The sequence below is a fragment of the Nonomuraea sp. bgisy101 genome, assembly GCF_057708945.1.
Genome location: NZ_JBYITD010000023.1, coordinates 1 through 25,940 on the forward strand (window position 1 = coordinate 1; position 25,940 = coordinate 25,940).

The 25,940-nt window shown below is 70.3% G+C and carries 28 protein-coding genes and 2 pseudogenes; 18 read left to right on the forward strand and 12 right to left on the reverse strand.

Annotated features, from left to right (window positions below; translation table 11 throughout):
• Positions 1-254: 254 nt before the first annotated feature.
• The gene (locus AC3EO4_RS35570) at positions 255-1,298 is read right to left on the reverse strand and encodes a saccharopine dehydrogenase family protein (RefSeq protein WP_379573356.1); all 1,044 of its coding nucleotides are present in this window, start codon (positions 1,296-1,298) and stop codon (positions 255-257) included.
• Between the two features lie 101 nt (positions 1,299-1,399).
• On the opposite strand from AC3EO4_RS35570, the gene AC3EO4_RS35575 reads away from it, so the two are divergent.
• Both AC3EO4_RS35575 and AC3EO4_RS35580 read left to right on the forward strand, forming a co-directional pair.
• The gene (locus AC3EO4_RS35575; protein ID WP_431899805.1) at positions 1,400-2,347 is read left to right on the forward strand and encodes a helix-turn-helix domain-containing protein; all 948 of its coding nucleotides are present in this window, start codon (positions 1,400-1,402) and stop codon (positions 2,345-2,347) included.
• A 284-nt stretch (positions 2,348-2,631) separates the two neighbouring features.
• Positions 2,632-3,285: a class I SAM-dependent methyltransferase gene (locus AC3EO4_RS35580; RefSeq protein ID WP_379573354.1), complete on the forward strand. Its 654-nt coding sequence runs from the start codon at positions 2,632-2,634 to the stop codon at positions 3,283-3,285.
• Between the two features lie 107 nt (positions 3,286-3,392).
• Here AC3EO4_RS35580 and AC3EO4_RS35585 read toward each other — a convergent pair whose 3' ends face one another.
• Positions 3,393-4,427 carry a PucR family transcriptional regulator gene (locus AC3EO4_RS35585; RefSeq protein WP_379573353.1) on the reverse strand — a complete coding sequence of 345 codons (1,035 nt, stop codon included), beginning with the start codon at positions 4,425-4,427 and terminating at the stop codon, positions 3,393-3,395.
• 261 nt (positions 4,428-4,688) lie between these two features.
• Between AC3EO4_RS35585 and AC3EO4_RS35590 the strand changes: the two genes are divergently transcribed.
• The 3 genes from AC3EO4_RS35590 to AC3EO4_RS35600 all read left to right on the forward strand — a co-directional run bounded on the left by AC3EO4_RS35590 (position 4,689) and on the right by AC3EO4_RS35600 (position 7,023).
• A complete protein-coding gene (locus AC3EO4_RS35590) occupies positions 4,689-5,891 on the forward strand; it encodes a Cmx/CmrA family chloramphenicol efflux MFS transporter (protein WP_379573352.1) in 1,203 nt (400 codons plus the stop codon).
• Positions 5,892-5,968: 77 nt separating this feature from the next.
• Positions 5,969-6,373 carry a RidA family protein gene (locus tag AC3EO4_RS35595; RefSeq protein ID WP_379573351.1) on the forward strand — a complete coding sequence of 135 codons (405 nt, stop codon included), beginning with the start codon at positions 5,969-5,971 and terminating at the stop codon, positions 6,371-6,373.
• A gap of 56 nt (positions 6,374-6,429) precedes the next feature.
• Positions 6,430-7,023, forward strand: a complete 594-nt coding sequence (locus tag AC3EO4_RS35600) for a TetR/AcrR family transcriptional regulator (protein WP_379573350.1) — start codon at positions 6,430-6,432, stop codon at positions 7,021-7,023.
• 238 nt (positions 7,024-7,261) lie between these two features.
• On the opposite strand, the gene AC3EO4_RS35605 is transcribed toward AC3EO4_RS35600, so the two are convergent.
• Positions 7,262-7,840, reverse strand: a complete 579-nt coding sequence (locus tag AC3EO4_RS35605) for a GyrI-like domain-containing protein (protein WP_379573349.1) — start codon at positions 7,838-7,840, stop codon at positions 7,262-7,264.
• A gap of 333 nt (positions 7,841-8,173) precedes the next feature.
• Here AC3EO4_RS35605 and AC3EO4_RS35610 point away from each other — a divergent pair, with 333 nt between their 5' ends.
• Both AC3EO4_RS35610 and AC3EO4_RS35615 read left to right on the forward strand, forming a co-directional pair.
• Positions 8,174-9,007, forward strand: a complete 834-nt coding sequence (locus AC3EO4_RS35610) for a helix-turn-helix transcriptional regulator (protein ID WP_431899808.1) — start codon at positions 8,174-8,176, stop codon at positions 9,005-9,007.
• A 48-nt stretch (positions 9,008-9,055) separates the two neighbouring features.
• Positions 9,056-10,591 (forward strand): long-chain-fatty-acid--CoA ligase, encoded by a 1,536-nt coding sequence (locus tag AC3EO4_RS35615; protein ID WP_379573347.1) that lies wholly within the window; start codon positions 9,056-9,058, stop codon positions 10,589-10,591.
• Between the two features lie 67 nt (positions 10,592-10,658).
• Here AC3EO4_RS35615 and AC3EO4_RS35620 read toward each other — a convergent pair whose 3' ends face one another.
• The 3 genes from AC3EO4_RS35620 to AC3EO4_RS35630 form a co-directional block, all read right to left on the reverse strand.
• Positions 10,659-11,537, reverse strand: coding sequence for a recombinase family protein (locus AC3EO4_RS35620; RefSeq protein ID WP_431899810.1), 879 nt, complete (start codon positions 11,535-11,537; stop codon positions 10,659-10,661).
• A 121-nt stretch (positions 11,538-11,658) separates the two neighbouring features.
• Complete coding sequence (locus tag AC3EO4_RS35625; protein WP_379573345.1) at positions 11,659-12,378, reverse strand: VOC family protein; 720 nt, start codon at positions 12,376-12,378, stop codon at positions 11,659-11,661.
• Positions 12,379-12,389: 11 nt separating this feature from the next.
• A complete protein-coding gene (locus AC3EO4_RS35630; RefSeq protein WP_090947018.1) occupies positions 12,390-12,950 on the reverse strand; it encodes a PadR family transcriptional regulator in 561 nt (186 codons plus the stop codon).
• Positions 12,951-13,014: 64 nt separating this feature from the next.
• On the opposite strand from AC3EO4_RS35630, the gene AC3EO4_RS35635 reads away from it, so the two are divergent.
• Positions 13,015-13,194 carry a hypothetical protein gene (locus AC3EO4_RS35635; RefSeq protein ID WP_431899811.1) on the forward strand — a complete coding sequence of 60 codons (180 nt, stop codon included), beginning with the start codon at positions 13,015-13,017 and terminating at the stop codon, positions 13,192-13,194.
• Between the two features lie 329 nt (positions 13,195-13,523).
• Here the strand turns inward: AC3EO4_RS35635 and AC3EO4_RS35640 are convergent, their stop codons facing one another.
• Positions 13,524-14,300, reverse strand: a complete 777-nt coding sequence (locus tag AC3EO4_RS35640; RefSeq protein WP_431899813.1) for a TetR/AcrR family transcriptional regulator — start codon at positions 14,298-14,300, stop codon at positions 13,524-13,526.
• Positions 14,301-14,391: 91 nt separating this feature from the next.
• Here AC3EO4_RS35640 and AC3EO4_RS35645 point away from each other — a divergent pair, with 91 nt between their 5' ends.
• The 6 genes from AC3EO4_RS35645 to AC3EO4_RS35670 all read left to right on the forward strand — a co-directional run bounded on the left by AC3EO4_RS35645 (position 14,392) and on the right by AC3EO4_RS35670 (position 19,393).
• Positions 14,392-15,033: a sulfotransferase family protein gene (locus AC3EO4_RS35645; RefSeq protein ID WP_431899815.1), complete on the forward strand. Its 642-nt coding sequence runs from the start codon at positions 14,392-14,394 to the stop codon at positions 15,031-15,033.
• The gene (locus AC3EO4_RS35650) at positions 15,030-15,410 is read left to right on the forward strand and encodes a hypothetical protein (protein WP_379573341.1); all 381 of its coding nucleotides are present in this window, start codon (positions 15,030-15,032) and stop codon (positions 15,408-15,410) included. Before AC3EO4_RS35645 ends, AC3EO4_RS35650 begins: the two co-directional genes overlap by 4 nt.
• Positions 15,407-16,657 (forward strand): FAD-dependent oxidoreductase, encoded by a 1,251-nt coding sequence (locus tag AC3EO4_RS35655; protein ID WP_379573340.1) that lies wholly within the window; start codon positions 15,407-15,409, stop codon positions 16,655-16,657. The genes AC3EO4_RS35650 and AC3EO4_RS35655 overlap by 4 nt, the downstream gene beginning before the upstream one ends.
• Entirely contained in the window at positions 16,654-17,901 is a 1,248-nt protein-coding gene (locus AC3EO4_RS35660; RefSeq protein ID WP_431899816.1) for an FAD-dependent oxidoreductase, read from the forward strand. Before AC3EO4_RS35655 ends, AC3EO4_RS35660 begins: the two co-directional genes overlap by 4 nt.
• Positions 17,902-18,092: 191 nt before the next feature.
• Entirely contained in the window at positions 18,093-18,266 is a 174-nt protein-coding gene (locus AC3EO4_RS35665) for a DUF1883 domain-containing protein (RefSeq protein WP_379573339.1), read from the forward strand.
• Between the two features lie 227 nt (positions 18,267-18,493).
• A complete protein-coding gene (locus AC3EO4_RS35670; RefSeq protein WP_431899818.1) occupies positions 18,494-19,393 on the forward strand; it encodes an FAD-dependent oxidoreductase in 900 nt (299 codons plus the stop codon).
• A 292-nt stretch (positions 19,394-19,685) separates the two neighbouring features.
• Here the strand turns inward: AC3EO4_RS35670 and AC3EO4_RS35675 are convergent, their stop codons facing one another.
• The 4 genes from AC3EO4_RS35675 to AC3EO4_RS35690 form a co-directional block, all read right to left on the reverse strand.
• Entirely contained in the window at positions 19,686-20,003 is a 318-nt protein-coding gene (locus AC3EO4_RS35675; protein WP_431899820.1) for a hypothetical protein, read from the reverse strand.
• 209 nt (positions 20,004-20,212) lie between these two features.
• Positions 20,213-21,145 carry an amidohydrolase family protein gene (locus AC3EO4_RS35680; protein ID WP_431899821.1) on the reverse strand — a complete coding sequence of 311 codons (933 nt, stop codon included), beginning with the start codon at positions 21,143-21,145 and terminating at the stop codon, positions 20,213-20,215.
• Positions 21,142-21,810: a TetR/AcrR family transcriptional regulator gene (locus AC3EO4_RS35685; protein ID WP_431899823.1), complete on the reverse strand. Its 669-nt coding sequence runs from the start codon at positions 21,808-21,810 to the stop codon at positions 21,142-21,144. Before AC3EO4_RS35685 ends, AC3EO4_RS35680 begins: the two co-directional genes overlap by 4 nt.
• A complete protein-coding gene (locus AC3EO4_RS35690; protein ID WP_431899825.1) occupies positions 21,807-23,327 on the reverse strand; it encodes an N-acyl homoserine lactonase family protein in 1,521 nt (506 codons plus the stop codon). The genes AC3EO4_RS35685 and AC3EO4_RS35690 overlap by 4 nt, the downstream gene beginning before the upstream one ends.
• 290 nt (positions 23,328-23,617) lie before the next feature.
• On the opposite strand from AC3EO4_RS35690, the gene AC3EO4_RS35695 reads away from it, so the two are divergent.
• The 3 genes and pseudogenes from AC3EO4_RS35695 to AC3EO4_RS35705 all read left to right on the forward strand — a co-directional run.
• Positions 23,618-24,130 (forward strand): zinc finger domain-containing protein, encoded by a 513-nt coding sequence (locus AC3EO4_RS35695; RefSeq protein ID WP_431899826.1) that lies wholly within the window; start codon positions 23,618-23,620, stop codon positions 24,128-24,130.
• A 1-nt stretch (position 24,131) separates the two neighbouring features.
• Positions 24,132-24,662: a recombinase family protein gene (locus AC3EO4_RS35700; protein WP_488186369.1), complete on the forward strand. Its 531-nt coding sequence runs from the start codon at positions 24,132-24,134 to the stop codon at positions 24,660-24,662.
• 40 nt (positions 24,663-24,702) lie between these two features.
• Positions 24,703-24,846 (forward strand): annotated as a pseudogene (locus AC3EO4_RS35705) (transposase); the annotation flags it as partial.
• A 33-nt stretch (positions 24,847-24,879) separates the two neighbouring features.
• On the opposite strand, the pseudogene AC3EO4_RS35710 reads toward AC3EO4_RS35705, so the two are convergent.
• A pseudogene (locus AC3EO4_RS35710) lies at positions 24,880-25,418 on the reverse strand (transposase).
• Between the two features lie 25 nt (positions 25,419-25,443).
• Here AC3EO4_RS35710 and AC3EO4_RS35715 point away from each other — a divergent pair.
• The gene (locus AC3EO4_RS35715) at positions 25,444-25,836 is read left to right on the forward strand and encodes a hypothetical protein (RefSeq protein ID WP_431899827.1); all 393 of its coding nucleotides are present in this window, start codon (positions 25,444-25,446) and stop codon (positions 25,834-25,836) included.
• Positions 25,837-25,940: the final 104 nt, after the last annotated feature.

The following is a 25,940-nucleotide window of genomic DNA, read 5'->3' on the forward strand; positions in this document are numbered from 1 at the left end:
GGAAACTCGTCCTCTGAACAAAGGACTCCGGATCCGTCCGGTATGTGACACCCCGATCAGTGAGGTCGATCACGCTGACGGATGCGCCGGTGCGGCTCCGCATCGGAGGCCCCCGGCGCCGCCGCACTCCTGCCATCGCTGCCGCGCGAGAGTGCCGGCTGCGGCTTCTTGTCCGCCCGGACGGTTGCCCCCGGGTGACCGTCCGGCTCTTCGACCACACTGACCACGGTCTGGATCCCGCTACGGGTCGCCGCTCAGCCGCGTGTGTCGAGCGGGACGTGCAGCGAGAGGTGTGAGGACAGGGCGCGGAGGAAGTCCGGGGCGTCGAAGACCGCGCCCGCGGAGGCGACGCCGGTGGTCCTGGTCCGGCCGGTGAGGATGCGGTCGACGGCCTCCACCGCGAGCGGCGCGCTGATGGCGTAGATGTCCTGGCCCGCGGCGACCGCGCGGCGTTCCTTGTCGCCGGAGCGGACGAGGACGTCCACGACGAAGGTCTGCGCGGAGCGGCCGCGCTCGTCGACGGCCGCCGGTGCCGAGGCGTCAGGAGCGGACAGGTCCGCGGCCGCCTTGGCGGTCATGTAGGTGCGCACCTCCGGGACGGCCAGGTGGCTGGGAATGGTGACGACGTCGGCCATGGTGAACTCTCCGATGACGCTCTGGGGGCCGAGCGGAGCCGGGAAGGGCCACTCCAGGGTCGGCAGAGCGTCATCGTGGTATTCCAGCCGTCCGCCGGTGTAGCGGACACGGCGGCCGCTCCGTCGCTGCCCCGAGACCACGCCCGAAGCGAGCGTCCCGGTGGTGGGGTGCCAGCTGCTCAGGCCGTAGGCGATGTGCGCCTCGTCCGCCGCCGTCCAGTCGCCCATCGCCGTGGTGACCAGCAGGTCGCCGAGGCCGCCGTAGAAGGCCATCGCCGGGACCACCACGGTGCCCGCGGCGCGGGCGCGCTCCGCGAAGTGCGCGAACGTGTCAACGTTCGCCTCGATCTCGGCCGCCACGTCGACATACGGGATGCCGGCGCGCAGCGCCGCCTCGACCAACGGGGCGGCGGTCGTGGCGAAGGGTCCGGCACAGTTGATCACGGCGGCCGCGCCGTTCAGCGCGCGGTCGAGCGAGGCCGGATCGTCGACCGACGCCTGGCGTGCCTCGAGCCCCGGGTGGGCCTCCACCAGCGCCAGCAGCTTGTCCTGGTCGCGACCGAGGAGCAGCGGGACGTAACCGCGCTCGCGCAACTCCGCTACCACGAACCTCCCGGTGTGCCCGTAGGCGCCGAACACCGCCACGTTACGACCCGATCCCATGCCTGCTCCCGTGTGCTCGAAATGATTCAGTGCGGAAATCCTGTCCTCATTGGCGCACCGGTACCAGTGTCCGGAACGACATGACCCGTACAATTCCCGACATGAGTTCTGTCCCACGCTCCGTCGCGGTCGCCGCTACCGACGGGATGCTGCACTTCGAGCTGGCCCTGGCCTACGAGGTCTTCGGCTCCGCCCCGGACGCCCTGCCAGGCCCCTGGTACGACGTCAGCGTGTGCGGCACGCACGCCGTCCGGGCCGGCCGGTTCCTGGTAGAGCCGGACTGCGGGCTCGCCCGGCTGGCGCACGCCGACACCGTGATCGTCCCCGCCTTGGCGGACGTCGACGAGGACCCGCCGGCCGACCTGGTCGAGGCGGTGCGCGCGGCCCACGAGTCAGGCGCGCGGGTGGTCTCCCTGTGCACGGGCGCGTTCGTGCTCGCCGCCGCCGGCCTGCTGGACGGGCTGCGCGCGACCACGCACTGGGCCCACACCGAGGACCTGGCCGCGCGCTATCCCCGGGTGGAGGTCGACCCGGACGTGCTCTACGTCGACAACGGCAGCGTGCTCACGTCTGCCGGCAAGGCCGCGGCGATGGATCTGTGCCTGCATCTGGTCCGCCGCGACCACGGCTCGGCGGTCGCCAACGTGGTCGCCCGCCGCCTGGTCGTGCCGCCTCACCGGGCCGGTGGCCAGGCCCAGTTCGTCACCACGCCGGTGCCCGCCCAGGACGGCCATCCCCTGGCCGAGCTGCTCACCTGGGTGATGCGGCGGCTGGACCAGCCGCTCACCGTGGAGGACCTGGCCCGCCACGCGAACATGAGCTCGCGCCACCTGGCCCGCCACTTCCGCTCGGTGGCCGGCACCACCCCGCTGCAGTGGCTGCTGGCGCAGCGCATCCGCCGCGCCCAGGAGCTGCTGGAGACCACGGACGACAGCATCGACACCATCGCCTCGGCCGCGGGCATGGGCACGGCGACGACATTGCGACGCCACTTCCACCGCACGATCGGCGTGCCGCCGGACGCCTACCGCCGGACGTTCCGCGCGTGAGGCCGCGGTCCTCACCTTGACGGCTCTCGACCGTCTCAGCGGCCGAAGGGCCACCGGCGTTCACGGGCGGGGCCGGCTTGGGCACGGCCGCGCAGCCGCAGCGCCGCGACGAGGACGTCACCCGCCTCTCGGCGGCGTGAAAGGGGTGAACGACAAGTCTGGCCGACCGCCACTCAGGTGGTCCGAGCCTGCACGGACTTCGCGAGCCTCCGCCTTCTGAGGCCCTCGAAGTCCGAGCGTTTTTGTTCAAGCCCACAGAGCAGCGGCCGATCGAGACTGTGCTCATGTCTCAACCAACCTTCACCCCAGCCCTGGGCCGCCTGGGCCGCACACGCCTGTACGACCCGGTGCTCGTCCTGACGCGCGAGCGGCTGTGGCGCAGCCTGGTCGCCATGCACGTGGCACCGCGGCCCGACGACACGATCGTGGACGTCGGCTGCGGCACCGGCTCACAGGCGGTGCTGCTCCACCGCCTCGAACCGCAGGCACGGATCATCGGTGTCGACCCCGACCCGGAAACGCTGGCGCTGGCGCGGCGTAAGAGCGACGCCGACGCGACGGCCCCGCAATGGCGGCTCGGCATGGGCGACGCGCTGATCGAGCTCCTGGGTCCGGGCTCGGCCGACACGGTGGTGTCGAGCCTCGTCCTCCACCAGTGCCCGCTTCCGATGAAGCGTTCGATCCTCACCTCTATGCACGCCGTACTGCGGCCAGGCGGCAAGCTCGTGATCGCTGACTACGGCCTGCAGCGAACCACGCTGATGCGCCTGGCGTTCTGCACTGTGCAACTGGCCGACGGACTGCAGGACACTCAGCCCAACGCGGAGGGTGTTCTGCCCAGGCTGATGACCGCGGCAGGGTTCGGCGACGTACGCGAGGCAGAGGTCATCCCAACGATGACCGGCTCGATCTCCATCTACGTCGCTTCGCGGGGCTGACGAGCGTCCGGGTGATCGACTTCGTTCGGCTTTCCGGCTGCGGTCGTGCTCGCAGCCGGCACGACGCACGTGGGTAGCGGTCGATTCGCGCCCCCTGACGTTCCGCCTCAGCCGTTGAGCAGCCGCCACGCGGCGAGGGCGATCCTGGCCCGTGTCAGTCCGGTGGGCTCGGTCAGGTCGATGCCCAGGGTCTTCTCGAACTGGTCGAGCCGGCGGGCCACGCTGCTGTGGTGCAGGTGGAGAAGGTCGGCGGCCTGTCGCAGGGAGCCGGTGGCGCAGTAGGCGTCGAGGGTCTCCAGATCGTCCGGGTTTCCGGCCATGCGGGCGATCGCGGCCACGTCGGCGTTGTCCCGCACGGCGTCCTGGGGGATCTCGGCCAGGAGCGCCAGCGCGCCCAGGTCGTCGTGGTGGACGACCGGCCGGCGCGGGGTGGTGAAGCGGAGGGCGGTGCGGGCCTGCCGCCAGGATCGGTCAGGGCTTCCGGCGGCGCCGACGCCCGCGCGGACACCCGCTGGAAACCGGGCCAGGTCCACGGTGGTGGCCAGGATGACGCCAACGTCGGCGAGCGGCGCCGCCTTCACCTGCCGGGCCGGGCAGACCAGGCCGCCGATCTGGTCGAGCGGGAGCCGCGACCGTACGGCGAGGACACGGACCGGCAGGTCGGCGGCGAATCCCAGGAGCCGTAGCGCCCTGGCTCTGGCCGCCTCGTCACTGTCGGCGCTGATCACCAGTTCGACCAGGGCGGGATCGGCCATCGTGGTACGAGCAGGGCCGTAACGCTCGACGACCGCCGCGGCGGCGATGGCGAGCCGCTCCAGCAGCACCTCGTCGAGCGGACTCGGCGGGCAGGGCCGTTCCAGCCACACCGTGCCGATCTTCTCCTCATCGAGTGTGATCGGCGCCGTGGTGGACGCGGGTGACGGTGGGGCGGACGCCTCCCGGCCGTCAGGCGCCATGCGGATCACCCGCCCCGTGCCGGACAGCCGGATCCCGGCCACGCACTCGGCCAGACCCGCCGAGGCGCGGGCGAGCGCCGGCAGATCCACCCGTCGGCGCATCAGCGTGTCGTAGAACGCGACGACGCGAATCGCGCCCTCGATGTGCGGATCCAGGTGCGACAGCCGTTCTGCCAGTGCCTCCATGGCAGGAGGATAGGGCCCCGATGGCGTGCGGATGAGCGCCGATCGGTGCGCGCCGCGGGCGGGATGCGCGACGGATGGCGGATGATCTCGAGGGTGACGCCCCTCCGCCACTCGGCGGGATGCCCAGACCTTGGTTTTGAATCGATCGCTTCAAAATGTGCTAACGTCCTGCACGGCGGGGCAGATCGCCACCGCCCATTTTTGAAGCGCATGCTCCAAAAATCGGGGGCGTGCTCGGATGTCAAGCTGGGAGGTAACCCCATGCCGCTCGCGGTGTACATACTGGGGCTGGGCATCTTCACCCAAGGAACCTCGGAGTTCATGCTCTCCGGGTTGCTCCCGGGAATGGCCGCGGACCTGGGGGTCTCCATCCCCCAAGCCGGCCTGCTCATCTCGGCCTTCGCGATCGGCATGGTCGTGGGGGCGCCCCTGCTCGCCGTCGCCACCCTGCGCCTGCCGCACCGCACGGCGCTCGTCTGGCTGCAGGCGGTCTTCGTGGCGGCGCACGTCGCGGGCGCACTCGCCCCCGGCTACACCATGCTCTTCGCGACCCGCGTCATCAGCGCGCTGGCGTACGCGGGGTTCTGGGGCGTGGCCGTGGCCGCCGCCGTCGCGCTTGTGCCGGACAAGGCCAAGAGCCGAGCGGTCGCGGTCGTCGCGGGCGGTCTCACCCTGGCGACGATCGTGGGCGTCCCCGCGGGCACCGTCCTGAGCCAGCACGCCAGTTGGCGCGCCGCGTTCTGGGCGGTGGCCGCCGCGACGGTGGTCAGCCTGGTGTGCACGCTCGTCGCCGTCGCGGCCGACCGGGGAGCCGAGGGCGGCGCTGCGCCCCGCTCGGTCAGGACCGAACTGCGCGGCATGGCGCGACCGGAGCTCTGGCTCTCGTACGCCATCACGGCCTTCACCTTCGGCGCGGTCATCGTGACCTTCAGCTATCTGGCGCCGCTGCTGACCGAGGTGAGCGGGGTGTCCGAGGCCTGGGTGCCCGCACTGCTCGCCCTGTTCGGCGTCGGGGGCCTGATCGGCCTCGTCATCGGCGGGCGTACCGCGCACGCCCACCCCCTGCCCACCCTCGCCTGGGGACTCGGCGCCCTCGCGGGGGTCTCCGTGCTGCTCGCCCTGGCCGCGCACACCACGGCCGCCGTGATCGCCCTGGTCTTCCTGCTCGGCATCGCCGGGTACGTCACCAACCCCGCCCTTCAGTCACGGGTGTTCACGCTCGCGCCCGAAGCCCCCACCCTCGTCGGCGCCACCAACACCGCGGCCTTCAACGTCGGCAACACCCTGGCCCCCTTCCTCGGCGGCCTCGCCATCGACGCGGGGCTCGGCTACGCCTCCGTGGCCTGGGTCGGGGCAGGACTCTCCGCCGCCGGATTCGCGGGCGTCCTGTGGGCGGTAAGGCTGCGGCGGACACACTCCGCGCCTACCGCGCCCCCGACTTCCCGCCCGCGCGCCGCGGTATGACGCCCCCTCCACGACCCGGCCTCCCCCTTCGCACTTCACACGAAGCCTGAAGAAGCACCGAGAAAGAGGACTCCCCCATGTCCCAGCCGGCCACCCCCGCTCCCACCCGCGTCACCGCCGACTCCGACTGGTACGCCCCGACCCGCATCTCGCTCGGCATACGCATCGGCGACCTGGTCTTCACCTCGGGCCAGGCGCCGGTCGACGAGAACGGTGAGACCGTCGCGCCCGGGGACTTCGCGGCACAGGCCCGCCAAGCCATGGCTCATGTCGGCACCGTCCTCAGGCACGCCGGATCCGGCCTCGACCGCCTGGTCAAGGTCACCGTCTTCGTCACGGACATCGCGCACCAGGCCCTCTACGCGGCGGTGCGTGAGGAGTCGTACGCCGCCCCCTTCCCTGCCGAGTCCTTCGTCCAGGTAGCCGCGCTCGCCGACCCCGCATGGCTGATCGAGATCGAGGCGATCGGCGCCGTGGGCTGAACCCGAAGCCGCGACCGAGTTTTGTACGAACGTTCCAAAACCGTTAGATTGGGCTCATGGCCAGGCCACGGCAGTTCGACGAGGACCGCGTCATCGGCGCGGCCATGGACACCTTCTGGCGCCAGGGGTACGAGGGGACCTCCACCCGCGACCTGTGCGAGAGCACCGGCCTCGGGCCGTCCAGCCTCTACAACACCTTCGGCGGCAAGCGACAGATCTATCTACGTGCCCTGGAGCGCTACTACGAGACCGCCACCGCAGAACAACTGGAGCTCCTGTCCGGGCCGGGGTCCTCCGTGGACCGGCTGCGCGCCCTGATGGCGCACGCCATCGACGCCGACGTGGCCGCGGAAGGCAACGACCTCCGCGGGTGCTTCGCGATCAACGCGGCAATCGAGGTGGCGACGCTGGACCCGGACGTCACGAAGGTGGTGCGGCGCACCTTCGACCGCGTCGAGGACGCGATCTGCACGGTCGTGGCCGCGGGCCAGGCCGCGGGCGAGATCCGCACGGACAACGACCCGCGCACCCTCGCCCGCCAGGTGCAGAGCTCTTATTACGGCTTGCAGGTGCTGGGCCGGGTGCACAGGGAGCGGAACGTCCTTCTCGCCACGGCGCACAGCACTCTGGAGTCGCTCCGGTCCCGCTAGGGGCTTTCTTGCGAACCATCGTGCAGCCACTGATGAATCGCGGCGACGTCCAGGCCCGCACGGTAGACGACGGCGCCTTTGACGCCCCCCGGGTGTCAAAGCGGCGGAGGGCAGTGCGCCGGCCTGCACACCGGACGTCGTGATGATCCGAGAGGGCGGTTCGCGAGTTGCTGCCCCCTTTCGTCGAAACCCGGGCCGGTTCACCTGCGGCACCGCTCCTCCGTGCGACACGACGTGATCACGCAGGGGGCGGGGCCACCGGGTAGCGGATGATGGTCTTCATGGCCTCCGGGGCCACGCGGCGCGGGTCGGAGAGGTAGATCTCGTGGTGGGCTCCGGCCGGGGCGACGCCGTGGGTGTGGGCGAAGGCCATCAACCTTCCCACGGTCTCGGGTTCGGTGGCGTACGGACCGACGTGCAGGATCTGGACGCTGCGGCCCTCGTCGAGGAGGTCGAGGCGAACCGAGTCGACCGGGAGGTCCGGCTTCTTCTTGCGGGTGACGGCCAGGGCCTCGGCGACGACAGCGGATGTCGCCTCAGCAGGCTGGAGGAGCATCATCGTCCAGGTCCACGACGAGCGGGGCTCACCGGGGAGGGTGTACCAGAGGCCTTCCAGGGGGGCGACGCTGTAGGCCGTGGTGGGCTTGAGGAGGGCGCGGACGGCGTACGCGACGCCGTAGAGGGCCGCTACGGCGTCGGTGTACGCGTCACCCGCCGGTTCGCCCCGGCCGTCGATCATGAGGTACGGAAGCGGGGCCAGGTCCAGGAAGGCCGGGTTGGACTTGGCGGCATAAAGGTCTTTATGAAGTTTCTTCATCAATGCTCCTCCGTGGATGTGCCACCCACTGTGGGGTCTGCCCCTGGGGGAGAGTCCAGCGACCGCGCGGTCGCCTCGCTTACAGCCGGCACGAGGCGTCGTCGGCGAAGAGGGCGAAGCCTGACACCCCGTGCTCCTCGATCCACCGGCCGGCGAATCCGCCGATCCAGCGGCCGTCTCGGTCACGGGTGGCCCGAAACTTGGTGATGCGGCAGGAAGGTTGAAGACGGTGCGGGTCTCGCGCGGGTCGCGTCCGAAGATCAGCACCTTCACGAAAGGGGCTTCCGCCACGACGATTGAGAGTCATAGACAGACCATCCGGAGGAGGGCGTGGTGTCGCATCGCTGGCGCGGCTGGTGCTTACTCCGCCCCGGTCTCCTGCTGTACGGCGGAACCATCGGTACGAACCAGCTGCACGCCCACCATGCGGTCCACCTGATCGTCTCCCCCGAGCCCTTCACCATGGCCGACGCCCATGGCCGGCGGCTGACCACCCGGATCGCGGTCATTCCCCCCGACACCGGCCACACCATCCTGACGGGAGCTCGCGGGGCCCTGCTGGCTCAGCTCGAACCCGGCAGCTCGCCAGGCCGTTCCCTTCTCGCCAATTCGGGTGCGGGGGTCAACTCCTCGACCTGGGGTCCGCCCTTCCCCCTCCTCCCCCACGCCGGCGTGAGCCCGGGACACCGCGAGGTGGCGGCGCCGCTCACGTTCACGCGACCCCTGGACGGCCATGAACACTCCGCCGAGGCCGCGGCCGCCCTGAAGATCGTCGAAGACTGGACGGGCCACCGTGCCGCCGGAGCAATCTCGATGCACCCGGCGGTGGAGATGGCGCTCGCCGTGGTCCCCACTCTCCTGGTCAGGGGGCCGGTGCGTCTCGGCGAGGTCGCAGCGGCGGTGCACCTGTCTCCAAGCCGGCTGGCGCATCTGTTCAGCGCGCACGTCGGGATTCCGCTGCGGCCCTATGTGCGCTGGCAGCGCATTCAGCATGCGATCAGGCTGGTCGCCGCAGGAGAGACGTTGACGAGCGCAGCCCACAGCGCGGGATTCACCGACGGGTCGCACTTCACCCGAGTCTTCAGGCACAACTTCGGGACCGCGCCCTCCACGCTGGCCGCCGCCATCGACTGGCTGCCTGAAACGACACGTTCGTACAAGCCCTGACCTCATCGGCACCGCATCCTTGGTTCGAACTCCGAGGAAAGGACCGCGATGCTCAATCTGTCGATCATTCTGGAAGACAGCGCCCGCCATGCTCCAGACCGCACGGCGGTGGTCTTCGGCGACCTGCGCCTGCCGTACTCCATGGTGAACTCCGTCGCGAACCAGGTGGCCAACCTCCTGGTGGCCCGAGGGATCGGCAAGGGCGACAAGGTCGCGCTGCTCTGCCCGAACCTGCCCTACTTCCCCTTCGTCTACTTCGGCATCCTCAAGGCCGGAGCGACCGTGGTCCCGCTCAACGTGCTGCTGCAGCCGCGCGAGATCGCCTACCACCTGGCCGACAGCGACGCCAGGGCGTTGTTCTGTTTCGAGGGCTCCCCCGAGGTGCCCATGGGCGCGCGCGGGCGGGAGGCCTTCGACGCCGTCGAGGGCTGCGAGCTCTTCCTCGTCCTGCCCGCCACGCCGCTGGCCACCGAGTCGGCGCACGGCGAGTCGTTCTGGGCGGCGCTGGACGGCATGTCCGGGGAGTTCGAGACGGTGCAGACCGGGCCGGACGACACCGCGGTCATCCTGTACACCTCGGGGACCACCGGTCAGCCCAAGGGCGCCGAGCTGACCCACATGAACATACTGACCAACACCATGGTCAGCGACGAGATGTTCCCCGCCGACCCCGACGGGGATGTCTCACTCGCCGTGCTGCCGCTCTTCCACTCCTTCGGCCAGATCCCGGTCATGTGCGTGAGCGTGCGTCGCCGCGCCACCCTCGTGCTGCAGCCGCGATTCGAGGCCGGCGAGGCGCTGGAGCTCATGCGGAGGGAGAGGGTGACCATGTTCGCCGGGGTGCCGACGATGTTCTGGGCGATGCTGTCGAAGGTCCACGCCGACGTCGCCGAGGTGCCCTCGACGCTGCGGGTGGCGGTGGCGGGCGGGGCCTCCTGCCCGGTCGAGGTGCTCAAGGACTTCCAGGCCACCTTCGGCGTCCCGATCCTGGAGGGCTACGGCCTGTCGGAGACCTCCCCTGTGGCCTGCTTCAACCAGCTCGGGCGGCCCACCAAACCCGGCACCGTCGGCTTCCCCATCTGGGGCGTGCAGATGCGGCTGGTGGACGACGGCTGGAACACCATCGAGGGCGAGGGTCCCGGCGAGATCGCCATCCGCGGGCACAACGTCATGAAGGGCTACCACGGGCGGCCGGAGGCCACCGCGGAGGTCATGCGGGACGGCTGGTTCCGCACCGGCGACATCGCCACGCGCGACGAGGACGGCTACTACGCCATCATCGACCGCACCAAGGACATGATCATCCGTGGCGGCTTCAACGTCTACCCGCGCGAGCTGGAGGAGGTGCTGATGACGCACCCGGCGGTCTCGCTGGTGGCGGTGGTCGGCGTGCCCCACGACTCGCACGGCGAGGAGATCAAGGCCTACATCATCCCGTCGCCCGGCGCGACGGCGAGCGAGGACGAGCTCATCGCCTGGTGCAAGGAGAACATGGCGGCCTACAAGTACCCGCGGATCATCGAGTTCCGCGAGCGCCTGCCGATGACGGCGACCGGCAAGATCCTCAAACGCGAGCTGCGCTAGGTGTGCTCAGCTGTCAAGTGGCGCACCAGGCACTCGATCAGCGAGGCCACGAGCGCCATCGCCCAGGTCATGACCCTTGTACGGCAGAAGCTCTAGCTATCTCGTCGTGTTCGCGAAGCATACGCAGCACGGTGGCCGGGGAGGGGTGCTGGCCCTTCTTCTTGCCCCTGGTGATCACGAGCCGGGCGGCGATGTCGCGCAGGCTGAGGTTCTGGCCGCGCAGGTGCAGGGCCATGGACAGCATGGCCTCGTCGGTGACGGTGGCGCCGCCGATGGTCTTGCCCCGGGTGCGGGCCGACTCGTGGCCTTCCAGGGTGCGGTCGCGGATGTACTCGCGCTCCATCCCCGACAGCGCGGCCAGCACGGTGAAGACGATCCCGGTCGGGTCGTAGCTGCCTTGCAGCTCGCCAGATAGGAACTCCAGGCCGATATCCGCCGCGCGCAGTTGTTCGGCCAAGGCGGCCAGTTCGATGCCGCGCCCCAGCCGCTTGTGCTCGTGCACCACCAGGGTGACCGCCAGACCGGAGGCCCGCATCTCCGCCGCCAGGGCGACGGCCCGCTCGAGTTCGGGGCGGACGACGGCACGGGTGGAGATCTTCTCGGCGAAGACGCGGGCGACGCGTGCGGCCTTGAGCGCATCCAGCTGGGTGTCCAGAGACTGGCGCACGGTGGAGGCGCGGGCGTAGCCGATCCGCATGCGTCCCGCCGGTTCGGCACCAGCCGCAGGGGGGCGGGGCAACTCGACCCAGAGCGAGCCTGGCTTGCGCACGGGTGGAGTGGCCACGCTGAGCGTCTTGGCCAAGGAGGGGACGAGCCGGAAGCGGGCGGTGTGGTACTGGACGGCAACCTTGCCCTTGCCGGTCCGGCAAGGCGATCCGGCTGGGGCGGAGCAGGAGGTCATCGGGCAGTCATGGGCTTCCACGCGCCGGAAGTCGTCGTCGCTCACCTCGGAAGTGTTTCATGGGATCGTTTCAGAAGGCACGCCGTTTGCACCGGCCTATGAAACGGTGTTCCACATGCGCGCGCAGCCGCCCCGCTCGGCGGCCCCGCGCAAGCGCCGTACCCGGTCAGACACCTAGCACGGCCTCGAGGTCGTCGATGGCCGCCAGGGGCTGGGCGAGCTGCTCGCGTTCTGCCTCGGTCAGGGTGAGGGCGCGCGCCTGGGCCAGGGCGTGCCCGGCGGCGGCGTGGTCCTTGGCGCGGACGGCGAGCTCGGCCCGGTAGACCAGCGCCTCCAGCAGCTCGGCCGCCGACGCGGTGTCCTTGTCCCGCTCCAGGGCGCCGTCCAGGATCTCGGCCGCCCGCTCGTGCTTGCCGTGGGAGTCGCCCATCACGACCGCCCGGTTCAGCGAGGCGGTGAGCCTGCTCGTGGCCGCCTCCTTCTCCGGCAGGGGGCGGGCGGCCATGAAGCGGATCCAGTTGCCGCCGGGGTCGATGACAGCGAAGCCGGAGTGGTCGCCGTCGTTCTTCCGCCTGCGTGGCCGGGTCATCCGGGGGATGCCGGAGACCAGGAGCTTGCCGTGCGCCGCGCGCATGCCCGCGGCGAACGCCTCGAACAGCTCTCCGGTGTCCGGCACGACGATCACGCAGGTCCCGTAGGAGTCTTCGGGCTTGAACGCCTCCGGCATGCCGAAGAAGCCCAGCTGGAGATCCTCGCGCTTGAGCAACACGTACGGGTTCGGCCGAACCTGGTAGTAGATCCGGCGGAAACCGAGCATCGTGTAGAAGTCGACCATCTCGTCGATGGAGCGGCAGGGAAGCAGCGGTATGGCGATCTCGTTGGCCATCGGGGGAACTCCTATTCGCCGGCCATGGTGAACGCGCCCTCTTCCAGGCGGCGGATCATCCGGTCGGTCCACTGGGCGCCGGCGTCGGCGGTGCTCAGCCACAGGGACAGCACCTCGCCCACCGGGCCCCAGGTCGCCAGATCCGTGCCCTCGGGCAGGTACGCGGTGATGCTCGCGCGCCACTCGCGCATGGCGCGGGCCCGCTCGCGCAGCAACTCCAGGGCCCGCTCCCGGGGAAGGTCCTCGATGAGGCCGACAGCGGCGCCCAGCACGTCCAGGCTCGGCTCGCGGTCGGCCAGCGCCTGACCCAGCAGGTCGAGGTACTCCCGCTCGCCCTCCTGGGTCAGCTCGTACTCGATCCGCGGCGGCCCCCCGGCCTCGGAGGCGACCGTCTCGTGCGTCACCAGCAGGCCCTGGCCGGCCATGCTCTTGAGCGCGTGATAGACCGAGCCCGAGGTGGCGGTCGACCACTCGTGCGCGCCCCACGACTCCAGATCCGCGCGGACCTGGTAGCCGTGGGCGCGCCCGCGCCTGCGCAGCGCGCCCAGGACCAGCAGCCGTACCGGCTTCATCGAACCCTCCCGAACTTAGCTAGCCAAATTTGGCTAGCTACTACCGGGAGCTTACCGCACCAACGTGGAGGAAATCGGCGTAGCGGCCGCCGCGGCGTACCAGCTCCTCGTGATCGCCCTCCTCGACGACCCGGCCACCGTCCAGGAAGGCGATGCGGTCGGCGCGCTGGACCGTCCGCATCCGGTGGGCCACCATCACCACCGTCCGGCCGGCCATCAGGCGCTCGATCCGCCCTACGGGTGACGCCCCGAAGTGACCGCCTGGTGCGGGATCGCGCCAGGTCGGGGTGGCCGTTCCGGTCAAGCGGCGGGTCATGTCGTCGGTCATCGACCAATAGATCATCGACTCGGAGCCGGCCGATCGGGTCTCGTAGTCGCGGGCCGGCGGTGCGGCATCAGGGTGCCGAAGACCTGCTCGGCCGCCGGGTAGCTTGGCCTGTCAGTAGTAGCGGTACGGCAAACCGGGGTTACTGTCACATCTGCTGACGGTGGGTCTTGAGCAGGCGATTCTTGCCCGGTGGCGGAATCAGAGGATGCGGCGTTCATCCGGGCCGATGTTGAGCGGGTCCTGCGTCAGCGGGCGGCGGCGCGGAGGAACGCCTCGGCGAATGTCCGTGAGACCTCCTCCACCGGCGGCAGCACGTCGTCGCCCAGCGCCTCCCGCAGCGCGGGGCGGAGCAGCATGTGCCCGGCCAGCGGGCCGACCATGAGCTGAATGAGCAGCGGCAGCGGTATCGGCCGCAGCCGTCCGGCCTGGATCTGTGAGGTCAGCAGGGTGCCGAGGCTGGCGAACATCCTCGGCAGGTTGGCCTTCAGCATCCGGGCGGCCGTGCCGTCGGGGCGGCTGAACAGGTCACCGAAGATGGCCGGCAGCACTCGCGGCTCCCGCGAGAACGCCTCGACCAGCGCGCCGTAGACGGCGTGGACGGTCTCCTCGATCGAGTGCGGGGAGCCGGCGGCCAGCATCTCCAGGCTGGGCACCGGCACGTAGCGGTCGAACATGGCGGCCAGCAGGCCGTCGCGGCCGCCGAAGATGGCATGCAGGCTGGTCGGCGAGCACTGCGCGGCCGCCGCGACGGCGTCCATCGTGACCGCGCCGAGTCCGTCGCGCGTGATCAGCACGGCCGCCGCCTCGATCGCCCGCTCGCGGACCGGTGGCCGTCCGCCGGGATCGACGCCGGTCCGCCGGACCGCCTCGTCCAGCAGCGTCCGGGAGCCGCCTAGCCTCCTCAGCAGGGTGCTGCGGGAGATGCCCGCCGCTGCGGCGATCGCACTCAGCGGTACTTCGGCCACGTCCTTGCCGAGCTGTGCGGCGGCCGCCAGCGCGGCATCCACCAGAGCTTTGTCCACGGCGTCCAATGGTACTGCTTCCTATCTGAACCTCATCTGTGTATCGTCTCCAATACAGTTTCATCGAACGGTGAATTTCCAAGGAGCGACCATGATCGATGTGATCGGCGCGGGACTGCCCCGTACCGGCACCACGTCCTTGAAGGCGGCGCTGGAGCGGCTCGGCTTCGCTCCCTGCCACCACATGCAGGACATCGCCGCCCATCCCGAGCGGGCGCAGCGATGGCGCCAGGCCCTGAACGGGCCCGTCGACTGGACCGGCGTGCTGCGGGGCTACCGGGCCGCGGTGGACTGGCCGAGCGCCCACTTCTGGCGCCCGCTCGCGCAGGCCTACCCCGACGCCAAGGTCATCCTCACCGTGCGCGACCCCCACGCCTGGTACGCCAGCCTCCGCGACACTGTCTTCGCGCTGCTGCACGACCCCGGCGCGGCGCCTGCCGAATTCCAGCCCGTGGCCACCGGCATGCGACCGCTGCTGGACCACATCTGGCGCGACGCCTTCGGCACGACACCGGCCGACCCGATGCCTGAGGAGAGCCACGCCGTGGAGATGTTCCGGCGGCACACCGCCGACGTCACCGGGGCGCTCCCCGCGGACCGCGTCCTGATCTACGAGACCGGTCAGGGCTGGGAGCCGTTGTGCGACTTCCTCGGCGTGCCCGTACCGGACGAGCCCTACCCGCGCCTCAACGACCGGCAAGCCGCCCTCAGCCGCCTGCGGGAACCGAGGTGAACCTCCGCATCCTGCTCACCCTCCACGCCTTGGTCACTTTCGCTGCGGGGGTGGTGCTCATCGCCGCGCCCGGCCTGATCCCCGGCGCGGTCGGCGTGCGCGTCACGCCGGATGCCTACCTCGTGTGCTACCTCCTGGGGGCCGCCGAACTGGCCGTGGCGTTCCTGTCGTTAGCCGGCACAAGCCTGCGGGGCCCCGAAGCGGCGCGTCTCCTCACGTGGACCGTGATCGTGTTCCACGCCTGTACTGCCGCGGTCGAGGCGTACGCGTTCGCCCGCGCCGCGGCCGACCCCGCGATCTGGGCCAACGTGGCCCTGCGCCTGGTGGTCATCGCCCTGTTCAGCCAGTACGGACTTCGCCGGAAGGAACGGTCATGACAGTCAATGAGAGCACCGGCGTCTTGGTGTGCGGCGGCGGCCCGGCCGGCATGATGCTGGGCCTGCTGCTGGCCCGAGCCGGCATCGAGGTCACCGTCCTGGAGAAACACGGCGACTTCCTGCGCGACTTCCGCGGGGACACCGTGCATCCCGCCACCGTCCGGCTCATGGACGAGCTCGGCCTCGGCGACGGCTTTCGCGCCCTGCCGCAGAGCCGCCTGGGCAACCTGGCGCTGCCCGCGCCCGACGGGAGCATGGTGACCTTGGGCGACTTCGAGGCGCTGCCGGAGCCGTACAACTACATCGCGATGGTGCCGCAGTGGGATCTGCTGTCCTTCCTCGCCAAGGCGGCCAGCGAGGAGCCCGGGTTCACCCTGCGCATGAACACCGAGGCGACCGCGCTGCTGCGCGACGGCGAGAAGGTCACCGGGGTCCGGTATCGCACGGCGGACGGCCGCGACGGGCGCATCCGCGCCGAGCTGACGATCGCCTGCGACGGCAGGCACTCCACGTTGCGCCGCGACGCGGGCCTGGTGCCCAAGGAGTTCCGCGTGCCGTTCGACGTCTGGTGGTTCCGCCTGCCCAGGCCGGCCGGCGAGCGGGAGGAGCCCGCCACCGTGACACCGGTCGCGCGGGGCCCCGAGGCGCTGATCTCGCTGGCCCGCGACGACTACTACCAGGTGGCGTACTTCACCGCCAAGGGCTCCGACGCGCGGCTGCGGGCCGAGGGGATAGAGCGGTTCCGCGAGCGCATCGCCCACCTGCGCCCGGACTTCGCCGACCGGGTGGGCGGGCTGGCGAGCATGGACGACGTGCATGTGCTCGACGTCCGGCTGAACCGGCTCGACCGCTGGTACCTCGATGGGCTGCTGCTCATCGGCGACGCCGCGCACGCCATGTCCCCGGCCGGCGGGGTGGGCATCAACCTGGCCATCCAGGACGCGGTCGCCGCCGGCACCATCCTGGCCGGGCCGTTACGCCGGCACGCCGTCACCCTCGCGGATCTCGCGGCCGTGCAACGGCGCAGGTACCGGCCCACCGTGATCGTGCAGAACGGTCAGCGGCTGTTGCAGCGGGTCATGTTCGAGAAGCAGTTCGCGGGCAAACGCTCCGGGCCGCCGAAATCCATGCTCTTCCTCAGCCGCGTGATCCCCGGGTTCCGCAAGATCCCCGCCCGCTTCGTCGGCTTCGGGCCCCGCCCCGAGCACGCCCCCGCGTTCGCCCGCCCGGAACGGAAAAGCCCATGATCGAACGAAAGGAGTTCACCATGACGACGGATGTGGTCGTGGCCGGCGGCGGGCCCGCGGGCATGATGCTGGGCCTGATCCTGGCCCGCGCCGGGATCGCCGTCACCGTCTTGGAGAAACACGGCGACTTCCTGCGCGACTTCCGCGGGGACACCGTGCACGCCTCGACCGTCCGGCTGATGGACGAGCTCGGCCTGGGCAAAGAGTTCCGCCGACTGCCGCAGAGCCGGTTGGGCGATCTGCAGGCGCCGCTCCCGGACGGCAGCCGGATCACACTCAGCGACTTCGCCGGTTTGCCCGCGCCGTACAACTACATCGCGATGATCCCGCAGTGGGACCTGCTCAACTTCCTGGCCGCCGCGGCGGCCGGCGAGCCGACCTTCACCTTGCGGATGAACACCGCCGTCACCGGCCTGATACAGGAGAACGGCAAAGTCGCAGGCGTCCGCTACCGCACCCGGGAGGGCGCCGAAGGCGAGATTCGCGCGCAGCTCACCGTGGCCGCCGACGGCCGCCACTCGACCGTCCGCCAGGAGCTGGGCCTGACGCCCAAGGAGTACCCGGTTCCGTTCGACACGTGGTGGTTCCGGCTACCCAGACACGCCAGGGAACAGGACGAGATCGCCAGACTCGTCGGCGAGTTCAAAGGCGACCAGATCGCGCTCAGCTTCACCCGCGAGGACTACTACCAGATCGCCTACTTCACCGCCAAAGGCGCCGACGCTCGCCTGCGTGCCGAAGGCGTCGAACGCTTCCGCGAGCGCGTCGCCGACCTCCTTCCGCAGTACGCCGACCGCGTGGAGCACATCGCCGGTATGGACGACCTGCACCGGCTCGATGTGCGGCTGAACCGGCTGAACCGCTGGTACGCCGACGGCGCCCTGCTCATCGGCGACGCCGCGCACGCCATGTCCCCCGCCGGAGGGATGGGCATCAACCTCGCCATCCAGGACGCCGTGGCGGCCGCGACGATCCTGGCCGAACCCCTACGGCGCCACCAGGTCACCACCGCCGACCTGGCCAAGGTTCAACAGCGCAGATGGCGGCCGACCGCCATCGTCCAGGCCGTCCAACGCATGCTGCACCGCACCATGTTCGTCCCCGCCTTCGCCAGCAAAGGCGCCCGACCGCCCAGGCCGCTGGTCTTCCTGGCACGCCACTTCCCCGCATTCAAGAAACTCCCGTCCCGGCTCATCGCCTACGGCCCGCGCCCGGAGCACGCCCCCGACTACGCTCGCCGATGAACGCACCTACAGGCAGCGTGTCCTGCCCAACGCTGCACGGCTCCGGGACATCAATCAGCCCTCGACCGCCAGCAGCAACCGCTGCCGCTGCTGCTCTCCCAACCCACCGACTCTGCGCTTTTCATCGATGCCACAGATGGGCCATCATCGCCGCGACCTTCGCGGGCCCGTAGCCCGGCAGGGTCTGCCTCATGGACAGCGAGGAATACCAGGCGTACCTCGATGAGGAGGAGTACCAGTACCACGGCGGCTTCTACGACGTCAGCCCCATCGTCCTGCGGGTGCCCTACGACGACTATTGGTACCTGGTCGTCGACAGCTACGACCGGGTCAAGGTCTCCGTCGCCCAGCTCTTCGACGACTGACCGGACGCCAACGGGCCGCGGCCGTTACCAATCAGTAGGAGACTCCACGGGCTCGTCGGCGCCGGGTGGCGGGAACACACGGATACGACGGACCTCGCAGAGCGTAGTAGATCGCTACGGATCGGCACCGGACGCCACGCACTCGACGTCGGGGAGCTGCGGGCCAGCCAGCGGCGCTGTGCGGCGATACTCGCCCACGCCACGGGCACGCCTGGATAATGGAGTCCATGTGGACGGTGGTCGGAGCGGGAGTCAGCGGGCTCACGACGGCGATCTGCCTGGCCGAGGCGGGCGCCGAGGTGCGGGTGTGGGCGGCCGCGCCCCCGGAGGAGACCACGTCGGCGCTGGCGGGCGCGATGTGGGGCCCGTCGTTCCAACCGCCCATGGACAGGACACTGGCCTGGACCGAGCAGTCCCTGCGCGAGTTCACCGAGCTCGCCACTCAGCCGGGCACCGGCGTGCGGATGGCGCAGACCCTCACGGTCGGCCAGTTCCCGCCCGCCGACCGGTTGCCGCCGCAGGCCGCGATGATCCCCGGCCTGCGCCCGGCCACGGACCTGCCCGAGGGTTACCCGGCCGGTTTCCACGGCACGATGCCGGTCATCGACATGCCCGTCTACCTGCGCTACCTCACCAGCAGGCTGGGCATCGAGATCGAGATCCGCGAGGTGACGGCGCTCGAACCCGGGATGATCAACTGCTCCGGCCTCGGCGCCCGCGAGCTGGCCGCTGACGACAGCGTCCGCCCGATGCTGGGCCAGCTCGTGGCTGTGACCAACCCGGGCCTGGAGGAGGTGTTCCTGGAGCTGACCACCGAGCCGGAGTCGACGATCTACGTCCCACACCCCGGCCGCGTGCTCTGCGGCGGCATCGCGATCGCCGACCGCTGGGAGCTCACCCCCGATCCGGACGTGAGCGAGCGCATCCTGGAGCGCTGCCGCCGGGTCCAGCCACTGCTGCGCGAGGCCGAGGTGATCGCCGAGTGGGTGGGCCTGCGTCCCGACCGTCCCTCCGTACGGGTGGAGAGCGAGGACGGGGTGGTGCACAACTACGGCCACGGCGGCCACGGCGTCAGCCTGTCCTGGGGCTGCGCCCGCGAGACCGCGGCGCTGGCCCTGCGGCAGTAGCCGATCTGTCAAGCTGTCCGGGAGTTCCCGGTTACTCAGAGCTACCTTTCCTCTGGTGGTTCCGACCCGAGCGGCGGGCCCAGTAGCGGGCCGGGCGGCCGGTGCGAGCCTGGGCGATCGGCGCGCTGCACACGGGGCAGGCCGGGCTCGTCGTGGCGGCGGCGTTCACCACGGCCATCAGGTGAGTCCGGGGATTTCCGGGGTTGAGGAACCCAGGAACAGTAGATATCACTGAGATTGATCTTGGTTGTGGCTGACGGTGTGAAGGGTTCTGGCGGCAGATCAGCGGCGGTCACGGCGTCGGCGGGCGGCGCGGATTTCGGCGCGGCCCGCCCTTGCCGTTGATGCTGGCGCGGAAGACGGGCCCGAACTTGTAGCCAGCGCGGGCGAGGTAGAGCTTGAGGAGCGCGACGTAGCCGCGGTCGTCGAGCAGGACGGTGCGGACGGTGCCGCCCTTGCCGTGGACGCGGACGTGCTCATCGTCGGTGCGTAGGTCGAAGTCCTCCAGATCCAGGCTGCACGCTTCGGCGGCTCGCGAGCCGCACAGGATATACGCTGGCCGGCCCGCCATCCCCACCGCCCGGCTCATCCTGGATGCACTGGCCGGCATCCGCCTGATCCCAGGCACCGGCCAGTCATCCCCGACCATTCCACAACCTACCGATCTTCAACTTCATCTCCTGGATCTCCTCGATATCGATCCACGAGATCTCCGCTGAAGATCCCTCACGTGCGGAAAACGGGGCTAGCGCTAGGCCGCCCAGCCACGTCGACGAAGGTGACATAGCTGGGCGTCATACTGGCAGCCGCCAGCGGAGATCAGCGTCTGGCCTCAGACAGGCGAGGGAACAGCGGCCGGGTGTTGCAGTGGCCGATGTCGGTGGTGTCCTGGGCGGAATTCTGGAGGTGGCCGTTGAAGTAGGAGACAGCGAGTTCGGGGACGAAGGGCCAGTCGCTGGCGTACAGCACGTGCCCCGGTTTGGCGAAGGCGAGCAGCGAGGGCAGCGCGGCCGGGCTGGCGGACAGGGCGGTGTCGAAGTAGAAGCCGGCGAAATCGTCCAGGATGTGGTCCAGGTCCCGGCCGGTCTCGGCGAAGACGGCCAGGGCCAGGCGGTGCGCCGCGTACGGGAGGAAGCCGCCGGCGTGCGCCAGGATGAACCTGATGTGCGGAAAGCGGCGCGGCACGTCGTGGCGGACCAGGTTGAAGGCGGCGCGGGTGGTGTCGAGCAGGAAGTCGGCGGCGAACGGCGGGATGCCGGGCACGGCCGGTCCTGGCAGGTCGGCGGGGTGCACGAGGACCACGGCAGCGCGGTCGTCCAAGGCCGTCATGAGCGGGTCCAGGGCCGGGTCGCCCAGGTAGAGGCCGCGGCTGTTGGCCAGCACGATCACCCCGTCGGCCGCGAGTTCGTCGAGCGCGTGCGCCGCCTCGGCGACGGCGGCGTCCACGTCGGGCAGGGTGAGCGTGGCGAGCAGCCCGAACCTGCCGGGGTGGGCCTGGGCCAGCTTCGCGCCGTACTCGTTCACGGTGCGCGCCATGGTCGCGGCGTCGGCGCCGTCGCCCAGATGCACGCCGGGCATGCTGACGGACAGGGCGGCGGCGGCGATGCCCTGCCGGTCCATCAGCTCCAGCGCCAGGGCCGGGCTCCACTCGGGCAGCTCGCGCCCGCCGGCAGCGTGGATCCCATGCTCGCGCAGCCAGCGCGCGTAGTCGGCGGGGATCATGTGCTGCTGGACGTCGATGTATCCGGTCATGCGGGGTCCTGTCCTTCTTCCTGTCGATCTTCTTGTCGATGGGGCATGTCGGGGTGCCGCAGCAGCCGGTCGGCCTGGTGGAGGACGGCCTCCAGGTACTGGCGTGTGGCGGTGGGGTCGGCTGGTTCGTCCGGGTCGATGAGCATGCGGTACATCGCCGCGCCGACGACCATGTCGATCACGGTGTCGAGGTCGGCGTCCTCAGCCAGTAGCCCGTCGCGGCGGGCGCGTTCGAGCGCGGTGTGGATCAGCCGGCGGCGGGGCTGGATGTACTGCTCGCGGTAGGTGGCCAGCAGCGACGGCTGGGTGACGCTGGAGCCGATGAGCTGGGCGAGGATCGCGCGGAAGCGGGCGTCGCCGAGGGTGTGCGCCCAGGAGTCCATGAGCCGTTCGTCGACCGGCTGCGCCGCCGCGTCGGCGCCGGCCCAGATGTCGTTCTCGGGGGCGAGGGTGCGGGCCTGCTCGATCGCCTGGGTGAGGAGTTCCTCCTTCGACGACCAGCGCCGGTAGACGGTCACCTTGGCCACGCCGGCGCGCTTGGCGATCTGTTCGACGTTGGCGCCCTCCAGACCGCGTTCCACGAACAGCTCCAGCGCCGCCTTCATGATCGCATCGTCGGCCTCGGGGTCGCGTGGCCTGCCCCGGGTGCGCCGCGTAGAGGTCATCGGAACTCCACCCGCCCCAGTCCGGTGCCGGACGCGGGCGCAACGTAGTGGGGAGTGTGCCCCGGCCGCAACCGCCAGTCCGGGGTGAGGACGGCCTCCATGTGCGTACGCAACTCCCGCAGCCCTTCCTTTCCGAGCACACCCTGGTCGAACGCGGCGGCGACCAGGTCGGACTGGTACCGGGTGTTGTCATGGGCGAACAGCGGCACGGTGCCGGGATCGGAGGCCAGCAGCTTCTGGATGCGCCGGGCCGCCTCGATCTGGTGGATCGTGTCGGCGCCGCCGATGGTCATCTGGCGGACCTGGTCGACAGCCAGGTGGGGCAGCGTGTAGAGGGTGTCGCCCATGAACAGCACACCGCCGACGTCCATGCGCAGCAGCACGCACATGTGGCCGGGCGAGTGGCCGGGTGTGGGCAGCAGGATGAGGCTGCCGTCGCCGAAGTGATCCTGGCCGGTGGGGAAGGCACCGAAGGCGCCGGAGTTGAAGGCGGGAAAGGAGAGCTTGTCCTTGACCAGGTCGAAGGAGTACGGGTAGGACACGCCGTGCTCCCAGTCGCGGCGGTCCATCACCACCGTCGCCTGGGGCAGGTAGCGCAGCCCTCCCGCATGGTCGTCGTGGACATGGGTGAGGAACACGGTGGTGATCTCCTTGGCGTCGTAGCCGAGCCGGGCCAGGTGGACCCGCAGGTCCTGCCCGGGACTCATCCGGTACTCGTCGCGCTCGGTCAGCAGGCGCGAGGTCATGTCGTAATACCCGTCGTGATCGTGGGCCTGTTCCCAGTTGACGCCGGTGTCGACCAGCATGAAGCCGTGTCGCGGGTGGTCGATGAGGTAGGCGTAGACGGGCACCGCGATCTGCGCCTTGTCGACCAGGGTGCGCACGTAGCCGTTCAGCCCTTCCCAGCCGTCCAGACCGCCGTAGAACTGGCCGTAGGTGACGATGGTGTCGCCGGTGTGGATCGGGAACACCCGCACGGCGTCGTCGACGATCCGCCGCCGCGCGCCCGGGGTGCGCACGGCCGCCTGCCGCTCCGGCTCGCCTCGCGCCAGCGCCGCGCGGCGCTGCCGTTCGGCTAGGTCGACGGAGAGTCCGCTCAGCACACCCAGCGCCAGCCCGCCACCGCCCAGCAGGAAGGCGCGTCGGGAAGGCCGGGCGCCCCGGACGCCCGCCGCCCGGCGCCCGCGCAGGAGGGCGGCCGCCGCCCAGACCAGGCAGGCCGCGGCGGCTAGGGCGAGCAGCACCGGCAGGTCCGTAACGTAGTAGACGACCGCGAGGTATAGCCCCAGCGTGCCCAGGCCAGCCGGAACCCCGAGGAACGCCAGCACCCGGCGCCGCGTGGACAGCCGGCCGAGCACATCGGGCCACAGCGACCCGACCACCGATCCGGCCAGCAGCAGCCCATAGACCGTCAGCAGCGGCGCCGGCACGTCCTTCAACCGCAGGACAACCAGCCAGGCAGTGCCCACCGCGAGGGCGGCGACGAGTAACCCGATCTTGCTCAGGGTCTTCAGCATCCGGCCACCTCATTTCGTAAACGCATACGGATGCGTTTGCATAATAGCGTGGCCGAGATCACCTCGCGCCGCAGTCCCGGCGCCCACCGCTAACCCTGACGATGTCCATTCCGCGACGGTTCCTGCGCCCGCGCCCCCAGGCGGGCCGGCCATGTCCCCTCGCACTCTCTTCTCAGAAACGGTCCATTGGCAGATCAAGATCACGAATGTGTCCGGACACTGTAAGCGATCTCCGATTCCTTCTCAGAACTCGTTCTCACGCAAAGAGCACCGTCTTCTGAGAAATGTTTGTGAGAACATTCGGAGGCATGACGGCCCCCGACAAGACCCCCGCCCGCGACGCCGGCGACGACGCCGACGATGTCGAGCGCCACCCCTGCCCCCGCTGCCGGGCCGAACCCGGCTCGCCCTGCCGCTCCCGCGGCGGCGCGGTCGCCGGCACCTACCACACCGGCCGCTTCACCAAGGTGGGCCGCCTGGCCAAACTACTGCGCGTGCCCACCCCCGCCGACCGCGGCCCCGGCCAGCCCTGGCGACCCGGCACGCCCACCCCGGCCGCCTTCGCGCCAGACAATCCGAGCGCCGACATACGCATCGGCTACGCCCGCTGCTCCACCCTCACCCAGGAACTGCAGTCCCAACTCGACGCGCTGGCCGCGCACGGTATCGGCCGAGACAAGATCTTCGCCGAGAAGATCAGCAGCCGGATGCGGGTCCGCCCCCCAGTTCGAGGCTGCCCTCACCCTGGCCCGCCAGATCAAGGCCCACCCCCCGCACCGCCGCGTCATCCTCACCGTCTATGAGATGAAACGCCTGGGCCGCGATGCCGCCGAGCTCACCGCCCTGGCCGACCACCTCACCGCACACGGCCTGGTGCTGGAGATGCTCGCTGGGCCGCTGCCCGGCATCTACGACCCCACCGGCCCTGGCCGCATCCTGTTCGGCTTCTTCGCCGCCATGGCCGAAATCGAACGCGAAAACGGCCGCGAAGCCACCCTCGAAGGCCTCGACGCGGCCGCCCGCAACGGCAGGCACGGCGGCCGCCCGCCCGTCATCACCGACGACATGCTGCACACCGTGCTCCGCCGCCGCGCCGCCGGCGAGTCCGTGGAGTCGATCCAGCCCGATCTGATCATCCCCACCGGCAGCGCAAGGGCCACAACCCCAGCCTGGCCAGCATCTACCGCGCCCTCGCCGAACACGACAAACGCCAGGCATGCCCCGAGGCCGTCGAGGCTGCCCGCGCCGAGTTCGGTGCCCTGGACACGTCCCGGTGATCAGCCGCGGTTCACGGCGCCCGGCGGCCAGCCCGCCCGGTTCGACCACGACAAATAGCGATCCCGAAACCACGTCATCATGCAATCCAAGTCACAGTCTGGTGACCGCGATCGGCGCCACTTTGGCCGGCGCCTGCTGGCAACGGTGTCGTAGCCATTACCTGCGCAACCTTCTGACCTGCGTGAACAAGTCCGCGCAGCCGTTCGTGGCCACCCTGGTGCGCACCCTCTTCGACCAGCCCGACACCGCCTGACACTGTTGGCGAATTCGATAGTCAGGCTGTGGCCGCAGCTTGGAGCTTTTCGAGAACGTGGCGACGGCTGGTGGCCAAGGGAGTGGCGGTGAGCCAGGCATCGACGCGGGCGAGGTTGATCGCCGCTGCTGTCAGGACGTGCTGCAAATGGGTCGTGGCCAGGCCGAGGTAGCGGGATCTGCGCAGGTGGAAGCCGCGGACTGCCTGGGAGATAGTGCCTTCGATGCCGGAGCGGAGGGCGTACTGCTGTTTCCAGCTCCGGTGTGCTGATCGGCCCGGTTGTATTGCAGGGCCTCGTGGACTTCGCGTGCGTGAAGGGTGAGCTGGCGGGGTTCGCGTTTGGAACGGGTGCATTTGGCGCGGACGGGGCAGGGAGTGCAGTCGGTCTTGGAGAAGTCGACATGGATCGCCTCCTCGCCGGCCTTGGTGCGCCAGGGCGCCCAGTGGGTGGAAGTCTTGCCCTGCGGGCAGGTGACTGTCTGATTGTCCCAGTCGATGGTGAACCCGGAGCTGTCGTAGACCTCCCCGGCTTTGTTCCAGTTCGGCGGCGACGCTCTCATCGGGCGCGGCCGTCGCGGACGCCAGGTGCCAGGCACGGCGGTCAGGGTCGACCTGCGCGTCGGTGACCTCCGCCAGCGCGAGATGGACCGCCCGGCGATCCTCCTCCTTCGCCGACCCGTACACGGCCGACCGCACGAGCGGGTGACGGAAGATCACCCGTACGTCGAACGACAGCAGCCCGTCGGTCCCGTTCGCCAGGACCGTCGCAGGGGTGACGCCGAGCCGTTCGGCGGCACGCCACACCAGCGAGGGGTCGCCGACCGGCTCGGCGGCGGCGACCAGCAGGAGCAATCGGGTCTGCTCGGGCAAGGCTTCGATCCGGGCCAGGAAGCTCCGCTCGATCCGGCCCGGCAGCGTGTCGGCGTCCAGGAGGCCGAATCCGCCCGCCATCCGGGTCACGGCCAGCTCACGCGGTAGCTCCAGCAAGGCAAGCGGGTTGCCCCGGGTCTCGGCCACGAACCGATCGCGGATGTGTTGATCGATCCGGACGTGCGTCACCGAGTTCAGCAGGGCGTGTGCGT

Coding starts and splice junctions, on each gene's coding strand:
- AC3EO4_RS35570 (WP_379573356.1), bottom strand. CDS start 1,298: ATGGGATCGGGTCGTAACGTGGCGGTGTTCGGCGCCTACGGGCACACC.
- AC3EO4_RS35575 (WP_431899805.1), top strand. CDS start 1,400: ATGAGTTCTGTCCCACGCTCCGTCGCGGTCGCCGCTACCGACGGGATG.
- AC3EO4_RS35580 (WP_379573354.1), top strand. CDS start 2,632: ATGTCTCAACCAACCTTCACCCCAGCCCTGGGCCGCCTGGGCCGCACA.
- AC3EO4_RS35585 (WP_379573353.1), bottom strand. CDS start 4,427: ATGGAGGCACTGGCAGAACGGCTGTCGCACCTGGATCCGCACATCGAG.
- AC3EO4_RS35590 (WP_379573352.1), top strand. CDS start 4,689: ATGCCGCTCGCGGTGTACATACTGGGGCTGGGCATCTTCACCCAAGGA.
- AC3EO4_RS35595 (WP_379573351.1), top strand. CDS start 5,969: ATGTCCCAGCCGGCCACCCCCGCTCCCACCCGCGTCACCGCCGACTCC.
- AC3EO4_RS35600 (WP_379573350.1), top strand. CDS start 6,430: ATGGCCAGGCCACGGCAGTTCGACGAGGACCGCGTCATCGGCGCGGCC.
- AC3EO4_RS35605 (WP_379573349.1), bottom strand. CDS start 7,840: ATGAAGAAACTTCATAAAGACCTTTATGCCGCCAAGTCCAACCCGGCC.
- AC3EO4_RS35615 (WP_379573347.1), top strand. CDS start 9,056: ATGCTCAATCTGTCGATCATTCTGGAAGACAGCGCCCGCCATGCTCCA.
- AC3EO4_RS35625 (WP_379573345.1), bottom strand. CDS start 12,378: ATGGCCAACGAGATCGCCATACCGCTGCTTCCCTGCCGCTCCATCGAC.
- AC3EO4_RS35630 (WP_090947018.1), bottom strand. CDS start 12,950: ATGAAGCCGGTACGGCTGCTGGTCCTGGGCGCGCTGCGCAGGCGCGGG.
- AC3EO4_RS35645 (WP_431899815.1), top strand. CDS start 14,392: ATGATCGATGTGATCGGCGCGGGACTGCCCCGTACCGGCACCACGTCC.
- AC3EO4_RS35655 (WP_379573340.1), top strand. CDS start 15,407: ATGACAGTCAATGAGAGCACCGGCGTCTTGGTGTGCGGCGGCGGCCCG.
- AC3EO4_RS35660 (WP_431899816.1), top strand. CDS start 16,654: ATGATCGAACGAAAGGAGTTCACCATGACGACGGATGTGGTCGTGGCC.
- AC3EO4_RS35665 (WP_379573339.1), top strand. CDS start 18,093: ATGGACAGCGAGGAATACCAGGCGTACCTCGATGAGGAGGAGTACCAG.
- AC3EO4_RS35670 (WP_431899818.1), top strand. CDS start 18,494: ATGTGGACGGTGGTCGGAGCGGGAGTCAGCGGGCTCACGACGGCGATC.
- AC3EO4_RS35675 (WP_431899820.1), bottom strand. CDS start 20,003: ATGCCGGCCAGTGCATCCAGGATGAGCCGGGCGGTGGGGATGGCGGGC.
- AC3EO4_RS35680 (WP_431899821.1), bottom strand. CDS start 21,145: ATGACCGGATACATCGACGTCCAGCAGCACATGATCCCCGCCGACTAC.
- AC3EO4_RS35685 (WP_431899823.1), bottom strand. CDS start 21,810: ATGACCTCTACGCGGCGCACCCGGGGCAGGCCACGCGACCCCGAGGCC.
- AC3EO4_RS35690 (WP_431899825.1), bottom strand. CDS start 23,327: ATGCTGAAGACCCTGAGCAAGATCGGGTTACTCGTCGCCGCCCTCGCG.
- AC3EO4_RS35700 (WP_488186369.1), top strand. CDS start 24,132: ATGAAACGCCTGGGCCGCGATGCCGCCGAGCTCACCGCCCTGGCCGAC.